Here is a 22,565-nt window from a genome sequence, read left to right as displayed (position 1 = left end):
GTGACGACGCCCCCAGCCGCTACGCCTCGCCGTTCATCCACGCCACGAGGTCGACGAGCCGGTCCCGCGCCTCCGGGGTGGCCGCCCGCTCGGTGAGGTGGAGCACGCTCTCGCCGGAGGCCAGCCGCGGCAGGTCCGCCCGGTCGATCGCGCAGGTGTACGCGACGAGCGGCGTCCCCTCGAGGCGGCCGTTCGCCCGCAGCCACTCCACGATCCGGAGCCGGTGGGTCTGCATGAGGTTCAGCACCACCAGGTTCGGCCGCATCTCCGCCGCGAGCATCACGGCGTCCCGGCCGCCGACGGCGTGGGAGACCAGCATCCCGCGTCCTTCCAGCATCGCTCTCAGAGCCAGCGCGATCTCCTCCCACTCCTCGACGACCAGCACGCGCTGCGGGTGCCGCTCGCCGTCGCGGGGCGCGAGCGCCTTCAGCATCACGGCGGGGTCGGCGCCGTACGCCGCATCGCGCGAGGCCTGTCCGAGGCCGGCCGTGACCAGCACCGGCATCCTGGCCGCCACCGTCCGCAGGGACAGCAACGTGGTGCGGGTGACGGGCACGGTCAGCGGGTCGACGAGGAAGGCGGCCGGCCGGACGGCGCTCTGCGCGTCGGTCTCTTCGGGCGACTGCACGATCACCGGCTGGTAGCCGCGGTCGACGAACTCCTGCCGCGTACGGGCGTGAGGGGCGGGCCAGACGAGCAGCCGACGTGATCCGGGACCCGGCTGCGGCACCTCGGGGACCGGGCGTTCGACGAGGTGTGCCGCGAGGGCGTCGACGAACCGGGGGGTGATGAAGATCCGCCCGGCGCCGTCGACGGAGTCCACCAGGGAGCACAGCTTTCCGTCCGGGTCGAAGAGCGCCGCGCTCGGGGGAGGCGGGGAGGCCGTGGAGTCCGCGCGCCGCAGGACGAACCGCGCCTCCTGGCCGGGCTCGGGCGGGGCGTACCACGCGGCGAAGACCTCGTTGTCACCGGTGGGCGAGGGCGGCAGGGCCGCCGGCAGGACGGACTCCTCCAGCCGGAGCAGTGTCACCAGGCCGCGGTGGCGCTCCGACCTCGCCGCGTCGTTCGGACGCAGGACCGCGCCGCTCCTGAGGTGGACGCGCAGCGCACCGGCGTCCCCGAACGAGCCGGTGAAGAGGACCAGGTCGGACCGGACGGCGACGCCGGTCCCGACGAAGTCGTCGCCCTCCGTGATCCACACGATCGAGTTCACGAACGCGCTGACCGTCCGACGGCTCGACAGGCCGTCCTCGACGTGAAGGGCGACCGGCCGTCCGGCCAGCTGCATCGTCGCCACCGCGGACGCCAGGGCCGCGGGGTTCCTGCCCACCACGGCCACCAGGTCGGCGAGTTCGTCCTCGCTGTGCCACAGCTCCCCCCGGTGACCGGCGAGCGCCGCCCGGACGTACGACAGGGCCGTCTCACGGCTGAAGTCGTACAGGGTCACGCTCTCGTACGTCCGGACGATCCGCAGCGGTGTCCCTTCGGCGAGGGTCATCAGGACGCTTCCGGAGCCGACCGAGAACAACGGCTGGAAGCCGTCGGTCAGATGGGGAGCGGTCTGCGCGGTCACGCCGTCGAGGACCAGCAGCCAGCCCGGGTGGGAGCGCAGGCGGACGGCGATCGCGCCGAGGACCTCGCCGGGGCTCTCGCCCCGGACGGGCACGCCGAGATCGTCGGCGAAGCCCATCAGGTCGGCCAGCAGGACCGTGACCGTGTCGGCCCGGATCCACCGGACCAGGAGGAAGTCCGACCTCAGCGTGCGCGCGACGTCGACGGCGAGCGTGGTCTTGCCCACGCCGCGCGCCCCGTCGATCACACACACCGACGTGCCGCCGCGCAGCAGCGCGTTCACGACGTCCGAGATCTCGTCCCGCCGTTGGTGGAAGGGCGGCAGCTCGGGTGTCCGGGACGCCACCCTCCGCGTGGTGCGGGACTCGGTGGCCGGCGGGGGCCGGTGGTCGCGCTCCCGGTCCTGAACGCGTTCCCCCTCCCGCTCCGGCTCCCGCCCGCGCCGCCACGGGAACAGCCGGGCTCCCCTGCGCCCCCGCCGCCGCGGGGCCTCCCGCTCCGGCGCCGCCGCTCGGCCCGCGCCGCCCCCGGCCAGGCGCGCCGCGAGGCGCGCGTAGTCGCCGCCGGCGCCTGCGACGACGGCCAGCGCCACCTCGGCGAACGCCCGGCTGTCGTCGGGCAGTTCGAGCCCGTCCGGTCCGCCGTCGTGCTCCACGGCCGCCGCGAGGGCCGCGAAGTCGGTGATCCCGCCCAGCGTCGCCGCGACCCGATCGCTCACGCCGTCGATCACCTGGTCCAGGACGCGCAGGGACTCCGTGCGGGTGAGGCGGTCGAGCAGCGCCTCTCGGACGCCGTCGCGGAAGTCGTACAGCACGGCGTCCGGGTCCTCCCCCGGCACGGCCGGGCCGCGGCGGACCAGCAGGCCGGAGAGGAAGATCTCGGCCAGGTGCATGGCGGTGGACGAGGGCAGCATGGCGCCCTGGACGAGCCGCATCACGGGCAGGCTCAGCGGGGCCGCCGCCAGGAGCCGCAGCAGGTGGAAGGCCTCCGGGGAGTAGCCCTGTTCGAAGTGCTCGATCCGCGCGGCGGGGTCGGCCGGTCCGTCCGCGTCCGTGACCGGGTCGGGACGGTCGACGACCGTGAGCGGCGCCGCGAGCAGCGGTGTCCAGTCGGTCGTGCGGCCGGAGACGAGCCGGGCCCAGGGCGCGAGCCAGTCGCCGGACACCTCGAGCACCGGCAGCCAGCGGATCCGCGCCCGGTCGGCGGCTCCGGCGGGGCCGCGGACGACACCGGGCAGCGGTCCCCCGGAGCGGATCTCCAGGGTGGCGCGGGCGGTGTCGGTGCCACGGGCGCGGACGGGTGCCGTGCGCAGCGCCGTACGGTGCCACAGCCTGCTCGGCAGGACCTGGAGGACGGCGACGGGGCGGCGGCGGGACCAGTCGGCGAGCGTGGCGGGCAGTTCCGTGCCGTACCAGGCGGGGCCGGTGCCGTCCGTGAGGAGCAGGACCGCGCGGCGGCCGGTGGGGTCGGCGAGGGTCCGGTGCCAGCGGCGGGTGGGGCGGGCGGCCTGCGCGCCACGCCGGAAGGGTGCCAGGGTCGGCACCGGGCCGTCGGTGTGCAGGGCCCAGGCGCGGACGTCGGCGAAGGCGCCGTGCCGGGCGAGGAGGGTGCTCAGTTCGCCGGCGAGGCGGTGCCAGACGGTCATGGTGGTGCCGGTGTCGACGAGCAGGTCGACACAGAAGCGGCGTTCGGCGGCGGGGCGCAGGACCGGCAGCAGGAGTCCGGTGTCGCCGGCCGCGGCCGCGGTGGCCTCCACGTCCAGGACGCGGTCGCGGGCCGAGGGGACCGTGCGGCGCAGGGGGCGCAGGGCGCGGTGGAGGGCGAGCGTGTCGGGGAGGGCCTGGGGCTGGACGACCCGGACGGAGTGCGCGCCGCCGGGCCGGACGGTTGTCCCGGCGTTCTTCCTCCCGGGCAGGTGCAGGCGGGCGGTGGGGGGTGCGGGGGCCGGGACGGGAGCCGGTTCCGGGGCGGGAGCCGGGGTGTGGGGCTCGGGGCCGGGCGGCGGTGGCGCGGCCGGCGCCGGCGGTGGCGTCGGGGCGGGGTGCGGGGTTTCGGACACGGGGTCGGGCGCGGGGTCGGGAGGCGGCGCGGCCGGCGCCGGCGGTGGCGTCGGGGCGGTGGAGCGCGGCTGTGACCGGTCGAGCGGGCCGATTCCGGCGAGCCGGGCGATCCAGAGCACGTCGAGTGCGTCGCGGGCGTCGGGCGCGCCCCCGGCGCCCAGCAGGCGGGCGAGCTCCTCACGGAGCAGCTCGGCGCCCGGTACCGCGTCTCCCGTCCCGGGCGGTGTCCCCGCGGGCCCCGGCCCCGCACCCCCGGGCACGGTCACCTCACCCCCGGTCCAGGGGCCGCAGCAGGTCCTCGTCGAGCAGGGCGCGGCCGGACTCGTCGTCCCACAGGCCCCGTTCCGCCATGAGCAGCGCGTTGAGGAGCTGGTCGTTGGCGAGGGCGCCGGTCTCCCGCTGCCGGGCGAGGAACCGGGCGATGATCTCGGCGCGGACCGGGACCGCCCGGTCGGACGGCTCGCCGAGGTGGGCCGCGACCATGCCCTTGAGCCGCTCCTCGTCCGGGGCGCCGATCTCCAGCCGGACGCAGCGGCGCAGGAACGCCATGGGGAACTCCCGCTCCTCGTTGCTGGTCAGCACCACGAGCGGGAACTCCGCGCAGGCCACCGAGCCGCCGGCGACCTCCCCCGGGACCCGGTCGGCGGTCATGACCTGTTGGGTGCCCGGGCCGAGCCGGGCCAGTTCGGGGATGAGGAACTCGCCCTCCTCGAAGACGTTCAGCAGGTCGTTGGGGAAGTCCATGTCGCTCTTGTCGATCTCGTCGATGAGCAGGACACGGGGCCTGCGCCAGGGCAGCAGCGCCGTGCCGAGCGGGCCCAGCCACAGGTACCTGCCGATGTCGGGCGGCTCGGGCGTCCCGTCCTCCCGGCGGGCGAGGGTGCCGGCGTTGCGCAGTCCGGCGTCGTGGAGGCGGCCCAGGGCGTCGTACTCGTACAGGCCGTCCTTGAGCGTGGAGCGGCTGGTGATCGCCCAGCGCAGCACGGGGCCGAGGTTGAGTTCGTGGGCGACGGCGTAGGCCAGGGTGGACTTGCCGGTGCCGGGCTTGCCGGTCAGCAGCAGGGGGCGGCGCAGGTGCAGAGCCAGGTTGACCAGGTGGACCTCGCGCGGGCCGGCCTGGTAGGCGGCGCCCTGGCCGGCCCGGCCGAGGTGGCGCTGGACGGCGTCGTCGTCGGGGACGCGGGGTGTGGGGAGCAACTGCGCGGGCCGGGCGCCGCCGTGCCGGAACGCACGCCACGGGGGCGCCTCGGGCAGCCGGTCGATGCCGTCGTGCGGGGTGCCGGTGCCCCGGTAGACCCGCCAATCCTGCGTCGTGTTCATACCGCTCCCTCACCGGCCCCGCGGGTGCCGGACATCGGCTGGTCCTGGCCGCTGAAGACGCACGTCGGGTCGTCCCACAGCAGGGTGATCTGGTTGTGCACGCTCGTCGGGTCGGGCCGTCCGAGCCTGCGCGCCCGGTGCACGCTGTGCGGCAGGTCGGCCAGCAGGGCGGGCGGATGTCCCTCGCGCAGCGCGTCCAGGAGCGGGCCGGGGCCGCCCGCGTCGCGCCGCCAGACGATGACGGGGATGCCGTCCTCCAGCAGCGCGTCGTCCACGGCGTCCCGGAGGAGCTCGTCGTCGTGGTCGTAGGGCAGGCCCAGGCCCAGGCACGTCAGATCCGTGTGGGTGCGCAGCCACTCGGCGACGTCCGCGCGGTCGGTGAGCAGCAGTGGCGGGTACCTGCTGTCGGGGCACTCCCAGGACTTGGCCGCGCCGGGTTCCCGTCCGCCGGGGTCGCCGCCCGGGTCACCCCGCTCGCCGCGGGGCGCGCCGGGCCCCATCCAGCCGATGCGGTGCAGCGCGTCACCGGGCGGGCGATCGCGGTCCAGGGCCTCCCAGCGATGGATCCAGGCGTCGTGGAGCATGCTGTCGCGGTACCGGGTCAGGGACCGTACGACGACCTGGCAGGTGCGGCCCAGCGGCTTTCTCGCCGGGCCGCCGTGCCAGAACTCGGCGGGGCGGGCCAGCAGGGCGTGCGGCAGCAGGAACTCCACCCGCTTGGCCATGCCCCGGGCGGCGTCGGCGGGTTCCCGCCAGCCGGTCAGGAAGTCGCGTCCGCCGTCCTCGAGTTCGTCTCCGGTGAGCAGGCCGGGCAGGTTCCTTCTGCCCTGGTAGACGGGCGGGGCGTCGCCGGTGCGCAGGTAGTAGTAGCCGTGCAGGGAGTAACGGCGTCGGGCGTTCGGCAGGTCGCTGGGGGCGTCCTCCTCCTCGACGCGGATCTGGATGATGAGCTGCCGTGCGTCGGCTTCCGGGGCGGCCGCGACCGCGGGGGCCCGCACGGAGGCGAGCAGGGCGGCGAGCCGGTCGCTGCCTCCCGGTTCGGCTCCCAGGCGTCCCAGGAACCGCAGGAGTTCGACGCGGGGGGCGTCCGGATCGCCGACGGGCACGCGTGCGTCGTAGAGCCGGCACAGCACCTGCGGGAGGCTGCCGGCGTCCAGGGGCCGGCCGGCGGCACGGCGCTCGGCGAGGTGGTGGGCGACGGCGGTCCCGCCGAAGTGCCGGGGGTGGGCGCGCAGTTCGTCGACGAGATCGTGCATGAAGCCGGCGGGCAGCGGGCCGTCGGGCGCGGTCCGTACGGTGACGGCGAGCAGGAACCAGGCGGTGGCGACGTCGTCCGGTGCGAGGTCGTGCACCGCCTCCCGCAGGGCGCCCAGCGCCCCGGCGCGCCGTGCGGCGCGGACGACGGCCCGCAGGTGGGTGCGGGCGTCGGCGTCCTCGGCGACGGCGAACGGCCGGTCGTGGCCCAGGCGCTCCCCCATCAGCTCGAGCAGTTCCTGACGGGCCGTGAGCCGGTGCAGCAGGGGCACGTCGGCGAGGGTCTCGACGAGTTGCCGGTCGGCGCGGCGGTCACGGGTCGCGTCCGGGACGAGACGAGTGGACCGCAGCCGGTCGAACCAGGACACTCAGGCCTCCCCGAGCGCGACCCCGCAGGCGACGATCAGCGCACGCACCCGCTCGGTACCGGTGTCGTCCGGGGCGATCGTGACGAGGGCGTCGTGGAGGGCCTTCAGGACGACGTCGGGGGCGAGGGTGGTGCGTTCGACCCGGCGGGCGAGCGCGCGCAGGTGGGTGCGGGCGTCGGCGTCCTCGGCGACGGCGAACGGCCGGTCGTGGCCCAGGCGCTCCCCCATCAGCTCGAGCAGTTCCTGACGGGCCGTGAGCCGGTGCAGCGCCGGACAGCCCAGGAGGGCCTCGGTCAGCTCGATCAGCCCGGGCATCACGACTGCGGGCGGCCGGATCGGGGAGCGCCGCGGTGCCCCGTCGGGCGGCGGCGTCCCGTCGGCGGGCCACGGCGCGGGCGCGGCCGGGCCCTCGGGCGGCATCCCGTCGGCGGGCCACGGCGCGGGCGCGGCCGGCCGCCGTGGTGCCAGCGGCGGTGTCACGCCGAGGTCGGGCACGGTCTCGTGGGGCCGGCCGGTCAGCAGCCGCAGCAGCGGCTCGGCGCCGGCGACGGTGAAGTCCCGGACGCGGTAGCGGGTGTGGGTGGCACGGCCCAGCCACACGGGCAGGTCGTCGAGCGAGCCGCCGGGCAGTACCACGGGCACGATCTTCTCCAGGGCGCCGGCCGGGTCCTCGTACACGACGTCCCGCAGCAGCCGCGCCTCCCACTGCACGCCCGCACCCTCCCCGGCCGCCGCGTCGCCGTCGGCGCGCCGCCGGTACTGGGGCGAGGCGACGACGATGACGTAACGGCTGCCGCGGATGCCCCGCAGCGTCCACAGCGCCCAGTCCTGCCGGCGCTCCGCGGCCGGCCGGTCCAGGACGGCGTCGATGCCGCAGGACCGCAGGAGGCGCCACAGCTGCCCGACCTGTTCGACGTGCCGGTCGTCGTCGTGGGCGTAGGAGATGAACACCCGTACCGGCGACGGCGCCGTTCCCCCCATGGAGCTCCCCCTCGCCTGCGTCACAGCACGCCCGTGAGTCCATGATGGCCCAACGGGGCGCACGGAGCGGCCCGTTCGACCACACCGCGCCGGGCCGGTCCGTCGGGCGGCGCCGGAGGGGTTAACGACGGTAACACCCCAGCTCACGGGCCCCTCGATCAAGAAAGCGCGTACCGACCGATCAGTCTGTCCAAACCCTCGCGCTCTGCCGTACTCCCGGGTAACGTGCGTGCCTCCGCCCCCCACCTCCCTGCGGTCCGCCGCCACGGACCCGAGCCACGCAAGGAGTGGGCATGTCCCACGATCCGTATCCGCCCCACCGTCCGCCCCGTCCCGGACACCTCCGGCAGCCGCCGGAGCCGGCCGATCCCGTCCGCCGTGAGCCGGTCGGCCCCGCACCGCTGGGACACCACAGCGACCTGCGGATCCTGCGGGGCGCCTACCGCCGTCAGCGCCGTGTCGCCACGCTCACCGCGCTCGGCTACTTCGTCCTCTTCCTGGTCCTGTCCGCCTTCGCCCCGTCCCTGATGGCGCACCGGGTCGCCGACGGACTGCCCACCGGACTGCTGCTCGCCCTGGTCCAGCTCCCCGTCACCTGGCTGGCGATCGTCCTGTACGAGCACACCGCCGGCCGCCACGTCGACCCGCTCGCCGACCGCATCCGCAAGCAGTCCGAGCTCGACGCCCGGCGCGCGGCCCGGCACGAGGGGGCGGCGCGATGACGCACACCGACGGCACCGCCCTGGCGGCCGGCGGGCTCACCGAGCTCAGCGGCGACGCGCAGACGATGTCCCTCGTCGCCTTCACCGCCGTCGTCACCGTCACGCTCCTGCTGTGTGTGATGACCGGCCCCGACCGCGACGACCTCGACGAGTTCTACACCGGCTACCGGTCGCTGTCCCCGCTGCGCAACGGCCTGGCCATCGCCGGCGACTACATCTCCGCGGCCACCGTCCTCGGCACCGGCGGCGTGATCGCCCTGTACGGCCAGGACGGCGTCGTCCTCGCCCTGAGCACGGCCCTGTCGCTGATGCTGCTGATGTTCCTGCTGGCCGAACCCCTGCGCAACGCGGGGCGGTTCACCATGGGTGACGCCCTCGCCCGCCGGATGCCCGGGCGCGCGGTGCGCATCACCGCCTGCGCCGTGACGATCGCCGCGTTGCTGCCGATGATGCTGGTGCAGCTCGCCGGCACCGGCCAGCTCCTCGCGTTCCTCCTCGGGTTCTCCGGCGAGGCGGTGCAGACGGGCTGCATGGTCTGCATGGGCGTGCTGATGATCAGCTACGCGGCGATCGGCGGGATGAAGGGCACCGCCCTCATCCAGATCCTGAAGATCGTGATGCTGCTCGGCTCCGGTGCCGTCGTCGCCGTCCTCGTGCTGCACCGCTTCGACTGGAACCCGGGCGCCCTGTTCGACGCGGCGGCCCGGGGCAGCGGCCTCGGCGACGCCTTCCTCGACTCCGGCCTCCAGTTCTCCACCGGCCCCCACCCGGGCCTGGACATGATCAGCTCACAGCTCGCGGTGGTGCTCGGCGGCGCCTGCCTGCCGCACATCACCATGCGCATGTACACCGCCTCCTCCGCCCGCCAGGTGCGCCGCTCGATGTCCTGGGCGGTGTCGGCCGTCGCGCTGTTCGTGCTGGTCATCACGGTCGTCGGATTCGGTGCGACGGCGCTGATCGGCCGCGCGGTGATCGCCGGGGCCGACCCGCAGGGCAACACCGCCTACCTGCTGGGCTCGAGAGCCGCGTTCGGCCGGGACGTGTCCACGGCGGAGACGCTGCTGTTCACCACGGTGACGACGGCGATCTTCCTCACCGTCCTCGCCTCGGTCGCCGGCATGATCCTCGCCTGCGCCAACTCCCTCGCCCACGACGTCTTCGCCGCACGCCTGCGGAAGACCTCCCCGCGCCGCGAGATGCTGCTGGCCCGCATGTCCGCGCTGGCGGTGGGCGTGCCGACGATCCTGCTGGCCGCGCAGGTCCAGCACCGCAGTCTCCAGCCCCTGGTCACGCTCTCCTTCTGCGTCGGCGCCTCGGCCCTGGCCCCCGCCCTGGTCTACAGCCTCTTCTGGCGCCGCTACACCCGCACCGGACTGCTCAGCACCCTCATCGGCGGCACCGTCTCGGTGCTGCTGCTGATGCCGGGCACCAACCTCGTCTCCGGCTCCCCCGCCGCCGCCTTCCCCGACGCCGACTTCAACTGGTTCCCCTTCACCACCACCGGTCTGGTCACCATCCCCCTCGGCTTCGCCCTCGGCTGGCTGGGAACGGTCGTCTCGGGCCGCCGCAAGGCGGACGAACAGCGGCGTCGGTACGAGGCGGTGGAGGGCTGGATCCTGGCCGGGGCGGGACGGCGGGAGGGCTGAGGAAGAGGAGGAGCCCGAGCAGGGGAGGCGGTGGGCACGGGAGGCGGTGGGAGTGACCGCCTACTCGACCACCCGCCCCGTGAGCGCGCTGAGGTTGTTGCGCACGGAGTCCATGTGCGCCTGCACGTGGTCCCACCGCTCGCCGTGCTCGCGCAGCACCCGCTCCGTCTCGCGTGCGATGCGCTCCTTGCGCACCTGCGCCTCGGCGAGGATCTCACCGGCACGCGCCCGCGCCTCCTCCTCGCGCTTGCGGGACGACTCCTCCGCCTCGGCGAGCTCGCGCTGCGCGTCGGCCAGGGCCTCCTCGGCCCGCTCCACCGCCCGGGCGTGCTGCGCGTCGAAGGCGGCGACCCGTTCGGCGGCCTCGCGCTCCGCCGCCGCCATCTGCTCGGCGTGCTCCTTCTTCGGTTCGACGAGCAGGGCGGCGGTGCGCTGGCGCACGTCGCGCAACGCCGCGAGCGCCTCGGCACGGAACTCCTTCACCTTGCGCCGGGCGCCGACCCGGATCCCGTGCGCCTCGGCGCGCGCGGCGAGCAGCCGCAGCCGCGTCTGCTCCTTGGCCTCAGCGCGGACCGCGTCCGCCTGCTCCTCCGCCGCCCGACGCACGGCGAGAGCCTGCGACTCGGCCCGTGCGACATGCTCCTCGGCGTCGCGCCGCGCGTTCCGGACGACCTCCGCCGCCTCTTCCTGCACGGTCTCGAACAGGTGCCGCGCGCGCTCCCCGAGGCTGTCGTAGTCCTGCGGAGCGAGTCCCTTCACGGCCTCACGCAGCTGCTCCGCCTCCAGCATCATCTCCTTGACCAGGACGGTGAGCCGGGCGACCCGTTCCCATGCCGCGTCGCGCTCGGCGGAGAGCGCGGCGGTGAACGCCTCGACTTCTTTGGGCCGGTAGCCGCGCCCGCGAACGGTCTCGAACCCCTGCGATGACACCCTTGCGCTGCTCATCCTGCAACCCCTCTCCACCAGACAGACGCGAATTAATGATTTCCCGCATATCTTGATGTATCGGGCTTAAGTGTTCATAACGCGACACTCCGGACAAAGGTGGCGTCGGTCCCCGTGCAGGAGGCGTGGAAGACCGCACCGAAGACCCCGCGCAGGACGCCGAACAGACGACCGGTCCACACGCGGGAGACCCTGCTCGCACGGAAAAGGGCCGGGCCCGGTCACACGACCGGGCCCGGCCCTCGACACCTGCGGCGTCAGCGGGACCTACGCCTCACAGCAGTCCGTCCCACATCTGCTCCAGCAGCACCGACCACCAGCTCTCCGGCGACCCCAGCGCCGCCGGGTCCAGCGCGGCCAGTTGCGCCTGGAAGTCGACGGTCCAACGGCCCGCCTGCTCCTGGTTCAGCCCGAACCGCAGCCGCCACATCCGCCCGAGCAGCGCCAGGCACCGCGCGAACTCCGGCAGACCGGTGTTCACGAACTGCGGCGGCACGGGCGCCCCGCCCGGCCCCGCCTCCACGGGCACCGCGACGATGTTCGCCGTCCCGTACTGCACACAGATCGCCTTGCCGAAGTCACTGCCCATCACCAGGTACGAGCCCGCGTCCGGCGCCGGCTGCACACCCCGCTCGGCCGCCAGCTCCGCCAGCGTCGGCACCGGCCGCCCCGGCTGGGCCTGCGCCCAGAAGAACGGACCCATGTCCATCGGCAGACCCGCCGCCACCAGCGTGTGCGCCACCACCGGCGGCACCCCCTGCCGGGACACCGCCGCCTGCTCGAACCGGAAGACCCCCGGCCCGAACGCCGCGCCCAGCTCCTGCCCGATCGCCTCCGGCGGCACCGGCGGCATCGGCTGCACCGGCTGCAACGGCGCCCGCACCGGCCCCGGCCGCGCCGGACCGTCGGCCACCTGGTGCAACTCGCCCTGGTGCGCGAGCAACTGACCCATGCCCTGCTGCCGGCTCGCATGGTCCGTGCCGTAGGGCGCGATGGACGTGATCCGCGCCTGCGGCCACTGCTCCCGGATCATCCGCGCGCAGTACGCGCCCGGCAGCTCGCACGACTCCAACTCGGTGTGCAGCTCCAGCACCTGGTCCGGCGGCACGTTCATCGCCCGCAGCTCGTGGAAGATCTGCCACTCCGGGTGCGGCGTGCCCGGCGCCGAACGCCGGATCAGCTGCTGCTCCGACCCGTCCTGCGCCCGGTAGCGCAGCACGGCCTGGTACCCCGGGCCGACCGTCGGCTGCCCCTGCTGCGGATACCCGTACGCCGGCGGCTGCCCCGGCACCGGCCCGCCCGGCGGCGGCATCGCACCCGGCGGCATCGGCTGCGGAGCACCCGGCGCCATCCCGGGGACGCCGGGCGCGCCGGGGGCATGGGGCGGCGGAGGCACTCCGGGACCCCCCACGGGCGGCCCGGCGAGCATCGTCGCCGCGTGGTGCACGGCACCCTGCGCACCGCCCGCGGAACCGTGCGGGCCGGGCGCCCCCGGAGCGCCCGGAGCACCGGGCGGCACACCGGGGCCACCCGGGGGCATGTGCGGAGCGGCCGGTGGTTGCGGCACGCCCCCGCCCGTCCCCATCTGACCGGGGTCGGCCAGCATCGTCGCGGCGTGGTGCACCCCACCCGGGGGTGTACCGCCGGGCGAGTGGGGCGGTTGGGGCGCGGCGGGTGCGTTCGGAACACCCGGCCCCGCCGGTCCGTCAGGTCCGAGCGCCGAGACCATCTGCGTCGGCACGTAGCCGCCGGCCGGCGTCCCGGGCGCACCCGGGCCGGAGGCAGGCGCAGGCGTGCTGCCCGGCCGCGCACCCGGCGCACCCGGCGCACCCGGCGGAGGCGGCGGCGTCGCCCCGCCCCCGCGCGCACGCCGCGGAGGCGGCGCCGCCTTGCTGGTCGCGGCGTCGGCGATGTCACCGGCGTTCGACGCGAGCGGCTGCGCGGGGGCGGCGGGAGTGCCCGGGGGCGGAGTCCCCGGCCCCTGCGGAGAACCGCCGAACGACGGCGCACCCGCACCCGCACCCGGACCCGGCTGCGGAGGAGGTGTACTGCCCGGCGCGGGTGCCGGCATCCCGGCTCCCTGCGAAGCGCCGGGCGCACCACCCGGCGCATCCGGATCGCCGAGCGCGGGCGCGACGGTCGTGCGGGGAAGCTGACTGCCCCCCGAGATCAGCGCCGTCCTGGCCTCCGGAAGGGACGACGACGACGGCGGCGTCCCGTCGTCGGAGCCGCTCAACGACGGCGCGAACACCGTCGCCGGCAACGGCACCGAACGGTCCTCACCGGGGTCGGCGTTGGTGTCCGTCCCCGTCCACGGTGTCGCGCCCACGGGCGTCGAAGGCGCCCCCGCCGGCACGCCGGCCTGCGTCTGCGGCAGCGAGGGATCGCCCACGGCGGGCGCCCCCGACGCCGCGACGGCACCCGGGGACACAGGCGACGGCGCAGGAGAACCGTCGGCTGCGGGCGACTCCGGTGCCCCCGCGTCGATCCCCCGTCCCTCGGACGCCCCCAGCCGGTCCGCCGCCTCCTGAAGCCACTCCGGCGGCGTCAACAGGAACGACGTCTGGTTCAGGTCCACCCGCGCCGCGGCCGCCGGTGCCGGCTCGGCCGCGGCCTGCGTACGTCCGTACTCCTCCTCGTATCGCCGGACCACCTCGCCCACCGGCAGCGACGGCCACAACGTGGCCTCCCCGCTGTCCCGGGCCACCACCAGGCGCTGCGCGCCCCCGTCCGAGCGCGGGCCCTCCGCACGGTCCTCGGCCCACACGACGAACCCGAGGTCGAACTCCCGCACCCGCACCTCACGGTGCTGGTACGCCGGAACGTCCCCGTTGACCCACTCTTCCCCGCGCTCCTGCGCCTGCGCGAACGTCACCATCGCCGGATCACTCCCCCACGCCCACGGAAGAAACAGAAGAGCCGGACGCCACGGGAACAGCCCGCGCGAACCCGCCGTCCACCATCAGATTCGCCACCGTCTCCAACTCCGGCGGCCGGCCCGCCAGTCGCGACAGGAACACGTCGAAGTCGTCACCGCACGGCAGCAACAACCGCTCCATCCGCTCCGCCGGCGACCACGAGGGATCCACGTCCCGCGCATCGTCGTACGCGCAGAACCACACCGAACCGGCCCGGTCGCCCTTCACCTTCACGGCGAGGAGACCCCCCTGGACGAAACCGACGCCCAGGTAGTCCTTGGTCAGGTGGTCGCGCAGACACTTGTTCACGTACACCAGGTCGTTGACGGCCGCCTCGTCCCGCACCGTGAAGAACGGCTGGTCCACCAGCAGCCCCAGCTCCGCGACGAGCGCCGCGCCCACCGGCGCACACCCGCCGGCCGCCTTCAGGAACGACCGGTACGCCCCGGGCAGCCGGTAGCCGAGTTCCTCCTCGACGCCCTGCACCTGGGACTCCGTCACCGCCACACCCGACTTCGGCAGTCCGAAGTGCGCCGGACGCGTCTCCTGCAACGGCCGCGTCCCCCGCTTGTGCTGGTCGACCGCCGCCGTCGCCACACCACCGTGGTGCCGCAGCAACGCCTTCACCTCGACCGGCACCAGCTCCAACCGCCGGGAACCCACCACGTGGTGCCAGGTCCAGCCGTGCGGTGTCGCCACCTGCTCCACCGTGTCCCACAAGGCGTGACCCGACGCCGCCAGCGCCGCGTTCGCCGACACGTAGTCCGTCAACCGCAACTCGTCGACCCCGAAACCCTCCGGGGGCTCCGCGATCTCCGCCGCTGCCCGCGCATAGGGCGAGAACTCCGGGTAACCACGCTCGTCCACCCGCACCCCCCTCGGATGACGCGCGGCCCGGACCGGATCCGGAAAGTGCACGACCTGCCCGGCATAGGCCGCGTTCGGCGGCGCGGCTTCCTGCCCGAGCCGACCTGTCGTCATGGCGGTTGCCCCCTGCGGCATTCTGGACGGACCCCGGCGGCCGGTTCCGCTTCCGGTCCCGACCACCACGCCCCGTGTCCGACTGTCTCCAACGGTCTCCAACGCGCGTCGACCGCGCGCCGACGGTGCCGACAGCCTATGCGGTACGACGACACCGGTCATCGGCCCTCCGCTTCGGTGACCTGCCGTCACCCCGCCGTGACAGCGTGCCCCGACCCGGGCGTGTCGCGCCGCCCCAGCTTCCGCAGCCGCCACACGATTTGGCACCCTGTGTCCTCCGGGGGGATGCACGGGAGGGGATGACGATCATGAACGCCACGCACACGGGACCGCACACCCACCACACGGGCGACCCCCGCATCGGCTGGTCCGCCGGCGAGACCCCCCACGCCCCCGTCCTGCTCCACCGCCGTGACGGCATACTCCCCACCGTCGCCGCCGCCCTCTCCGTCCGCGGCGCCACCCTCACCGGCACCGCCGCCCGCGGCGACCAGCCCCCGGCACTGCACCCGCTGGTCCAGGACTTCCTCGACACCCTCACCAGCGGCCAGCGCGACCGCTTCACGGGCCGCTGCGCCGAGGCGCTGCTCATCAGCCGGCACCTCGCCACCGTCGACGCCGCCCGCAGCAAGCGCGCCGCCCGCAGGCCCATGACCAACGGCGAGGCGCGCAAAGCCCTCAGACACGCCAAGCTCACCGCACGCCGCATCCGGGAGGACGGCGATCCCCTGCACGGCAGCTTCGCCGCACCCTGCCGTGCCTGCACCGCCCTCAGCGCCCACTTCGGCGTCCGCATCGTCGATCCCGCCGCATCCGGCGGCTGACCCCACAGCCGCACGCCGGCCGACGACGCACACAGACCCGACGAACGAAGAGCACATGCACCCCGACCGCACCAGCACCACCCGCTTCCCCGTCCCCGTCGACGCCGCCCTGCGCACCGCCGGCTGGCAGCCCGGGCGCTGGGACATCAAACAGGCCGAGATCTGGGCCGACACCCTGCGCGACCACACCTCACCCGCCGGTCACCGCCACGCCGTCTTCCCCGCCGCGGTCGAAGCCTGGGCCGAGTTCGGCGGTCTGCACATCACCCCCGGCGGACCCGGCCGCCAGGTCGCCCCCACCACCGTCCACCTCGACCCGCTGCACGGCCTCCACATGGCCCGCACCCTCGCCGACCTCGGCCGCGCCCTCGACACCGACGTCAGCCCCCTCGGTACCGAGACCGACCACGAGGCCCTCCTCGCCATCGACGCCCGGGGCCGCGTCTACGCCCTCGACCACACCGGCGACTGGTACCTCGGCCCCGACATCGACCACGCCCTCGGCACCCTGGTCTCCGGCATCGAACCCACCCGCCTCACCGCCGGCTGACCCGCGCGCCTCACGCCGCCGGAATCACCGCCGACACCCGGAAACCCCCCGCCTCCGTCGGCCCCGACACGAACACCCCGCCCAGCGCCACCACCCGCTCCTTCATCCCCACCAGTCCGTTCCCCCCGGACGGCAGCCTCGCCGACGACGCGGACCCCGACTCCGGCGGCGGTTCGTTCTCCACCTGCATGGCGATCTCCGCCGCCCGGTGCGCCAGCCGCACATGCGTCTTCGCCCCCGCCGCGTGCTTGTGCGCGTTCGTCAACGCCTCCTGCACCACCCGGAACGCCGTCTGCTCGATCTCCGCCCCGTACGACCGCACCTCACCCTCCACCGACAGGTCCACCACCATCCCCGCGGCGGCCGACTGCCCGATCAGCTCCTCCAGCTCCGACAGACACGGTCCCTCCCCCTCCTCCACCCCGCGCGACACCACCGCGGCGGCGGAGGCCCCCGCCGTCGCACGCCGCTCCCCGTCCCCGCTGCGCAGCACCCCGAGCATCTCCCGCAGCTCCGTCAACGCCTGCCGCCCCATGTCCCCCACCAGCGCGGCGTTGCGCACCGCCTTCTCGGGATCCTTGCGGGCGACGGCCTGGAGCGCCGCCGCGTGCACCACCATCAGACTCACCCGGTGCGCGACGACGTCATGCATCTCCCGCGCGATCCGCGTCCGCTCCTCGTTGCGCGCCCACTCGGCCCGCTCCTCCGCCCGCTCCGCGAGCAGTTGCAGCTCCCGCTCCAGGCTGTCCGCCCGCTCCCGCAGACTCTCCATGAGCCGCCGCCGCGCCCCCACGTACAGCCCCAGCAGCAACGGCGGCGCCGTGAGTCCCAGCGAGATCGTGATCGAGGCGAACGGCACGAACCAGTCACCGAGCGTCAGATCGCCCCGCGCCATGTCCTGGCGCACCCGCACGAACGTCACGATCAGCGCGCCCACCAGCTGCATCGCCGCGAGCGAGCCGATGATCCGCCGGGGCAGCTCGGACGCGGCGAGCGTGTACAGCCCGACGATCCCCATCAGAAAGCCCATCTGGGCGGGGGTGATCGCGATCGCGACCAGCACCACGGCGACCGGGTACTGCCGCCGCACGAGCAGCACCGAGCCCGTGAGGAGCCCGAAAACCATCCCCACATTGGCCGGAATCCCCGCGTCCTGCGCGAACGGAACGCCCTCCGCCGCACACTCCAGAGCGGACACCAACGCAAGGCACCAGTCGAACACCGCGCTGCGGCGTCTGGTCCACCACCACGGCCCTCCCCGAGCCGTCGTGTGCTCTTCCCCCGTCATGGTCATGGCTCCAGCCTACGGGCGCCCGCCCCGGCTTTTCCGGGGAGTTTCCACGACCGACCCCCACGACACTCCGTAACCGAACACCTACGAAAGCGACCGGTATCCGTCGAACTGCCGAACCGCACGCGTTCGAACCCGGAACGCCACATTCCGGCCGCCCGGCGACGCGCCGCCCCCACGGCCGCGCGCCGATGCGCCGCGACCGGGCCCGTCCGTACCGTCGCACCGAGGGCTGATGGTGCGGCATAGTAGGTGCCGCGACCTCAACGGACTGGCGAAATGTCCGTTTATCGGTCTATACACTCCCCTGTGGTGTAATTGGCAACACGGGTCACTTTGGATGATTTGTTCCAGGTTCGAGTCCTGGCAGGGGAGCCATACCGCCGGTGGGCCCTGACAGCATCGTCAGGGCCCGCTCCCGCGTCCCGCCCGTAACGCCCCGGTATCCTTCGGACGTCTCCACCCCTACACAGCCGAAGGGCAACTCCGTGAGCGCCATTCGCCCGGCAGCCGTCGTCGTTCTCGCAGCGGGTGAGGGAACCCGTATGAAGTCGGCCACACCGAAGGTCCTGCACGAGATCTGCGGTCGCAGCCTCGTCGGGCACGTCCTGGCCGCCGCCCGGGAGCTGGACCCGGAGCACCTGGTCGTCGTGGTCGGGCACGCGCGGGAGAAGGTGACCGCCCACCTCGCCGAGATCGACCCGCAGGTGCGGACCGCGGTCCAGGCGGAGCAGAACGGCACGGGGCACGCCGTCCGGACCGGCCTGGAGGAGCTGGGCGGCGGGGTCGACGGGACCGTGGTGGTCGTGTGCGGCGACACCCCTCTGCTCACCGGCACGACGCTCGCCCGGCTGGCCGCGACCCACCGGGCGGACGGCAACGCGGTGACCGTGCTGACGGCCGAGGTGCCCGACGCCACCGGGTACGGCCGGATCGTGCGGGACGAGACCTCCGGGGCCGTGACCGCCATCGTGGAACACAAGGACGCCTCCGCGGCGCAGCGGGCGATCCGCGAGATCAACTCCGGCGTGTTCGCCTTCGACGGGCAGCTCCTCGCCGACGCGCTGAAGAAGGTCCGCACGGACAACAGTCAGGGTGAGGAGTACCTGACGGACGTGCTCGGGATCCTGCGGGAGGCCGGGCACCGGGTCGGCGCGTCGGTCGCCGGCGACCACCGGGAGATCGCCGGCATCAACAACCGCGTGCAGCTCGCCGAGGCCCGGCGCATCCTCAACGACCGGTTGCTGACGGCCGCGATGCTGTCGGGTGTCACGGTCGTCGACCCGGCCACGACCTGGGTGGACGTGACCGTGACGTTCGAGCAGGACGCCGTGGTGCAGCCGGGGACGCAACTGCTGGGCGCCACGCATCTCGGCGAGGGCGCGGAGGTGGGTCCGAACAGCCGGCTCAGGGACACGACGGTGGGGGCCGGGGCGCGGGTCGACAACACCGTCGCGGACGGTGCGCGCGTCGGTGCGGACGCGACCGTCGGTCCGTACGCCTATCTGCGTCCGGGGACCCGGCTGGGGGCGAAGGGCAAGATCGGTACGTACGTGGAGACGAAGAACGCGTCGATCGGGGAGGGGACCAAGGTCCCGCACCTGTCCTACGTCGGCGACGCGACGATCGGCGAGTACTCCAACATCGGTGCGGCGAGCGTGTTCGTGAACTACGACGGGCAGGACAAGCATCACACCACCGTCGGGTCGCACTGTCGCACGGGTTCCGACAACATGTTTGTGGCTCCTGTCACGATCGGGGACGGCGCGTACACCGCCGCCGGCTCCGTGATCACCAAGGACGTGCCCCCCGGCTCGCTGGCCGTGGCCCGTGGTCAGCAGCGGAATATCGAGGGCTGGGTGGCACGCAAGCGTCCGGGCAGTGCGGCGGCGAAGGCCGCCGAGGCGGCTTCCCGGCAGGGCGGCGGCGAGGACTGACCGGAAACGGACGCGTCGGACACGGCGTACCGTGATAAGTGCACACCCGCACCCCCACCAGCTGAGACGACCTCGTCGCGCCCAGTGGCGAGGTCCGGCGACAGCCGGTTGAGACACCTCTGAGGAGACAGTGCTGTGACCGGGATCAAGACGACCGGCGAGAAGAAGATGATGTTCTTCTCCGGCCGCGCCCACCCCGAGCTTGCCGAGGAGGTCGCCCACCAGCTGGGTGTCGGGGTCGTCCCGACGAAGGCCTTCGACTTCGCCAATGGTGAGATCTATGTCCGCTACCAGGATTCGGCGCGCGGTGCGGACTGTTTCCTGATCCAGAGCCACACGGCGCCGATCAACAAGTGGATCATGGAGCAGTTGATCATGATCGACGCGTTGAAGCGCGCGTCGGCGCGTTCGATCACGGTGATCGTGCCGTTCTACGGTTACGCGCGGCAGGACAAGAAGCACCGTGGGCGTGAGCCGATCTCGGCGCGTCTGATCGCGGACCTGATGAAGACGGCGGGTGCGAACCGGATCCTGACGGTGGATCTGCACACGGACCAGATCCAGGGCTTCTTCGACGGCCCGGTGGACCACCTGTTCGCGCTGCCGCTGCTGGCGGACTACGTGGGCGCGAAGGTCGACAAGGAGAAACTGACGGTCGTCTCCCCGGACGCCGGCCGCGTGCGGGTGGCGGACCGCTGGTGCGACCGGCTGGGCGCGCCGCTGGCCATCGTGCACAAGCGGCGCGACAAGGACGTGGCGAACCAGGTGACGGTCCACGAGGTCGTGGGCGAGGTCAAGGGCCGGGTCTGCGTCCTGGTCGACGACATGATCGACACGGGTGGCACGATCTGCGCCGCCGCGGACGCGCTGTTCGCGCACGGCGCGGAGGACGTCATCGTGACGGCGACGCACGGTGTGCTGTCCGGACCGGCCGCCGACCGGCTGAAGAACTCGAAGGTCAGCGAGTTCGTCTTCACGAACACGCTTCCCACCCCCACCGAGCTGGAACTGGACAAGATCACGGTGCTGTCGATCGCGCCGACGATCGCGAGTGCGGTGCGTGAGGTGTTCGAGGACGGTTCGGTGACGAGCCTGTTCGACGAGCAGTAGGCCCTCAGGGCCGATTTCTTCGCGGCCTCCCGCGCCGAGTAGACTGTCCCAGTTGCTCGGCGAGGGAGGCCGTTCCCCTGTGGGGGTTCGGCGGTCCGTTATCGACGCGCTCTTCGTAGCAGGCCGTTCGTGGCCGGGTGACCTCCCCCACTCTCGACTCCGCTCGAGCGGGGGGACCCCCATCGTTCCGATCTTCTACGAGGAGTGATCTCCATGTCCGAGGTGAAGCTCACCGCCGAGACCCGCACCGAGTTCGGCAAGGGTGCCGCGCGCCGTATCCGCCGCGACAACAAGGTTCCGGGTGTTCTCTACGGTCACGGCTCCGACCCGCTGCACCTGACGCTGCCGGGCCACGACCTGCTGCTGGCGCTGCGCACGCCGAACGTGCTGATCTCGCTGGACATCGACGGCAAGAGCAACGAGCTGGCGATCCCGAAGGCCGTGCAGCGCGACCCGCTGAAGGGCTTCCTCGAGCACGTCGACCTGCAGCTGGTCAAGCGCGGCGAGAACGTCACGGTCGAGATCCCCGTGCACACCGAGGGCGAGCTGGCTCCGGGCGGCAACCTGCTCGAGCACGTCCTGAACGCGCTGCCGGTCGAGGCCGAGGCCACCCACATCCCCGAGGCCGTCACGGTGTCGGTCGAGGGTCTGGCGGCCGGTGCCTCGATCCTGGCGAAGGACATCTCCCTGCCGGACGGCGTGACGCTGGCCGTCGAGGAGGACGCGGTCGTCATCCAGGTGCTGGCCGCGCAGGCCGAGGAGGCCCCGGAGGGCGAGTCCGCCGGTGGCGAAGAGGCTTCCGCCGAGGCCTGAGCCTGACCGTCGTTCGTTCGTCAGCCGCTGTTCCCGTGAGGGGCAGCGGCTGGCGTGTATCGAGGAGAGATGGACGTGACGAGCGATCCCGGCGCCCCGTGGCTGGTCGTGGGGCTGGGAAACCCGGGCCCGGAGTACGCGATGAACCGGCACAACGTCGGCTTCATGGTGGCCGATCTGCTGGCCGAGCGGGTCGGGGGACGGTTCAAGCGGGCGGGCAGGGCGCAGGCCCAGGTGGTCGAGGGCCGGATCGGTCCGCCGGGGCCGGGCAACCGGCGGGTGGTCCTGGCGAAGCCGATGTCGTACATGAACCTGTCCGGTGGGCCGGTGAACGCGCTGCGGGACTTCTACAAGGTGCCGTTGGCGAACATCGTGGCGATCCATGACGAGCTGGACATCGACTACGGGACGTTGCGGCTGAAGCTGGGCGGTGGGGACAACGGCCACAACGGGTTGAAGTCGATGACGAAGGCGATGGGGCCCGACTACCACCGGGTGCGCTTCGGGATCGGCCGACCGCCGGGGAGGATGCAGGTGGCGGACTTCGTCCTGAAGGACTTCGCGTCGGCGGAGCGCAAGGAGCTGGACTACTTCGTCGACCGTGCGGCGGATGCGGTGGAATGTCTGGTGATCGACGGGCTTGAGCGGGCGCAGGGGACGTACAACTCCTGACTTGTCCGTGCGGATCGCCCCGGTCACCCGGGTGAGGTTGACGTGTCGTCGAGGCATGGCCAATGATCCCGGCCATGCCTGCCACTGCCGCCGCCCGTCCTCGCTCCCGTCGGGCCAAGCGCCGCCCCTCGGCCTCGGTCGCCGCTCTGCGGTTCGGCCGTCTCGCGGCGATGGGCCTGGTCACCGGCCTCATCCTGGTCGCGGGGGTGTGGGGATCGTGGGGGACGGCGCAGCACGTGATGCTGACCAAGGGGCGGGAGCAGGGCACGATCGAGGTGGCCCGGTGCGGTGAGGAGACGTGTTCGGGGCCGTACACGCCGGTGTCGGCGGGGTCGACGGCGCGTGCCCGGGTGGTGATCGAGAAGTCCGTGGCGGTGGAGGAGGGGCGGACGTACACGGTCGTGGTGAAGCCGGAGGGCGAGGAAGTGGTGCGCTCGGGTCCGGCGGGGGTGCTGTACGCGTGGATACCGATGGGCGGCGCGTTGTTGCTGGCGTCGGTGGTGGTCGCGGGCGGCCTGGGGCGCGTGCGGGTGGGATGGGCGCTGGCGGGGCTGGGTGTGGCGCTGCTGACGGTGGCGTTCGTGACGGTGTGAGGCGGTTT

The 22,565-nt window shown here is 73.6% G+C and carries 17 protein-coding genes and 1 tRNA gene; 10 read left to right on the top strand and 8 right to left on the bottom strand.

Annotation, left to right across the window (positions count from 1 at the left end):
• Nucleotides 1-19 precede the first annotated feature (19 nt).
• From ACZ4YY_RS23685 to ACZ4YY_RS23670, 4 genes are read right to left on the bottom strand one after another with little or no spacing between them, the layout of a single operon-like run.
• Complete coding sequence (locus tag ACZ4YY_RS23685) at nt 20-3,892, bottom strand: SAV_2336 N-terminal domain-related protein (RefSeq protein ID WP_468293512.1); 3,873 nt, start codon at nt 3,890-3,892, stop codon at nt 20-22.
• A gap of 7 nt (nt 3,893-3,899) precedes the next feature.
• Entirely contained in the window at nt 3,900-4,952 is a 1,053-nt protein-coding gene (locus tag ACZ4YY_RS23680) for an AAA family ATPase (RefSeq protein WP_468293509.1), read from the bottom strand.
• A complete protein-coding gene (locus ACZ4YY_RS23675; RefSeq protein ID WP_468293507.1) occupies nt 4,949-6,574 on the bottom strand; it encodes a VMAP-C domain-containing protein in 1,626 nt (541 codons plus the stop codon). The genes ACZ4YY_RS23680 and ACZ4YY_RS23675 overlap by 4 nt, the downstream gene beginning before the upstream one ends.
• Nucleotides 6,575-7,555 carry a TIR domain-containing protein gene (locus tag ACZ4YY_RS23670; RefSeq protein WP_468293504.1) on the bottom strand — a complete coding sequence of 327 codons (981 nt, stop codon included), beginning with the start codon at nt 7,553-7,555 and terminating at the stop codon, nt 6,575-6,577.
• Nucleotides 7,556-7,848: 293 nt separating this feature from the next.
• Between ACZ4YY_RS23670 and ACZ4YY_RS23665 the strand changes: the two genes are divergently transcribed.
• The gene (locus ACZ4YY_RS23665) at nt 7,849-8,277 is read left to right on the top strand and encodes a DUF485 domain-containing protein (RefSeq protein ID WP_468293501.1); all 429 of its coding nucleotides are present in this window, start codon (nt 7,849-7,851) and stop codon (nt 8,275-8,277) included.
• Nucleotides 8,274-9,923, top strand: coding sequence for a sodium/solute symporter (locus ACZ4YY_RS23660; RefSeq protein WP_468293498.1), 1,650 nt, complete (start codon nt 8,274-8,276; stop codon nt 9,921-9,923). Before ACZ4YY_RS23665 ends, ACZ4YY_RS23660 begins: the two co-directional genes overlap by 4 nt.
• A 60-nt stretch (nt 9,924-9,983) precedes the next feature.
• On the opposite strand, the gene ACZ4YY_RS23655 is transcribed toward ACZ4YY_RS23660, so the two are convergent.
• From ACZ4YY_RS23655 to ACZ4YY_RS23645, 3 genes are all read right to left on the bottom strand, one after another.
• Nucleotides 9,984-10,868: a DivIVA domain-containing protein gene (locus ACZ4YY_RS23655; protein ID WP_468293495.1), complete on the bottom strand. Its 885-nt coding sequence runs from the start codon at nt 10,866-10,868 to the stop codon at nt 9,984-9,986.
• Nucleotides 10,869-11,142: 274 nt separating this feature from the next.
• Complete coding sequence (locus ACZ4YY_RS23650; RefSeq protein ID WP_468293493.1) at nt 11,143-13,746, bottom strand: SUKH-4 family immunity protein; 2,604 nt, start codon at nt 13,744-13,746, stop codon at nt 11,143-11,145.
• A 7-nt stretch (nt 13,747-13,753) separates the two neighbouring features.
• Nucleotides 13,754-14,767 (bottom strand): SMI1/KNR4 family protein, encoded by a 1,014-nt coding sequence (locus ACZ4YY_RS23645; protein ID WP_468293490.1) that lies wholly within the window; start codon nt 14,765-14,767, stop codon nt 13,754-13,756.
• Nucleotides 14,768-15,066: 299 nt separating this feature from the next.
• Here ACZ4YY_RS23645 and ACZ4YY_RS23640 point away from each other — a divergent pair, with 299 nt between their 5' ends.
• Together ACZ4YY_RS23640 and ACZ4YY_RS23635 are read left to right on the top strand one after the other, a co-directional pair.
• Nucleotides 15,067-15,591 (top strand): YwqJ-related putative deaminase, encoded by a 525-nt coding sequence (locus ACZ4YY_RS23640; protein WP_468293487.1) that lies wholly within the window; start codon nt 15,067-15,069, stop codon nt 15,589-15,591.
• 55 nt (nt 15,592-15,646) lie between these two features.
• A complete protein-coding gene (locus ACZ4YY_RS23635) occupies nt 15,647-16,141 on the top strand; it encodes an SUKH-3 domain-containing protein (protein ID WP_468293484.1) in 495 nt (164 codons plus the stop codon).
• Between the two features lie 10 nt (nt 16,142-16,151).
• Here ACZ4YY_RS23635 and ACZ4YY_RS23630 read toward each other — a convergent pair whose 3' ends face one another.
• Entirely contained in the window at nt 16,152-17,435 is a 1,284-nt protein-coding gene (locus ACZ4YY_RS23630) for a sensor histidine kinase (RefSeq protein WP_468293481.1), read from the bottom strand.
• Between the two features lie 300 nt (nt 17,436-17,735).
• Here ACZ4YY_RS23630 and ACZ4YY_RS23625 point away from each other — a divergent pair.
• The 6 genes from ACZ4YY_RS23625 (at nt 17,736) to ACZ4YY_RS23600 (ending at nt 22,557) form a co-directional block, all read left to right on the top strand.
• A tRNA-Gln gene (locus ACZ4YY_RS23625) sits at nt 17,736-17,810 on the top strand.
• A gap of 110 nt (nt 17,811-17,920) precedes the next feature.
• Complete coding sequence (gene glmU, locus ACZ4YY_RS23620) at nt 17,921-19,369, top strand: bifunctional UDP-N-acetylglucosamine diphosphorylase/glucosamine-1-phosphate N-acetyltransferase GlmU (protein WP_468293478.1); 1,449 nt, start codon at nt 17,921-17,923, stop codon at nt 19,367-19,369.
• Between the two features lie 135 nt (nt 19,370-19,504).
• Entirely contained in the window at nt 19,505-20,479 is a 975-nt protein-coding gene (locus ACZ4YY_RS23615; RefSeq protein WP_468293476.1) for a ribose-phosphate diphosphokinase, read from the top strand.
• A gap of 213 nt (nt 20,480-20,692) precedes the next feature.
• Nucleotides 20,693-21,292: a 50S ribosomal protein L25/general stress protein Ctc gene (locus tag ACZ4YY_RS23610; RefSeq protein ID WP_468293473.1), complete on the top strand. Its 600-nt coding sequence runs from the start codon at nt 20,693-20,695 to the stop codon at nt 21,290-21,292.
• Between the two features lie 69 nt (nt 21,293-21,361).
• Nucleotides 21,362-21,964, top strand: coding sequence for an aminoacyl-tRNA hydrolase (pth, locus tag ACZ4YY_RS23605; RefSeq protein ID WP_468293470.1), 603 nt, complete (start codon nt 21,362-21,364; stop codon nt 21,962-21,964).
• A 74-nt stretch (nt 21,965-22,038) separates the two neighbouring features.
• Nucleotides 22,039-22,557: a hypothetical protein gene (locus ACZ4YY_RS23600; protein ID WP_468293467.1), complete on the top strand. Its 519-nt coding sequence runs from the start codon at nt 22,039-22,041 to the stop codon at nt 22,555-22,557.
• The last annotated feature ends 8 nt before the right edge of the window (nt 22,558-22,565 follow it).

Source organism: Streptomyces sp. NPDC030143, from assembly GCF_055573695.1.
This window is presented reverse-complemented; position numbering and strand designations above follow the sequence as displayed.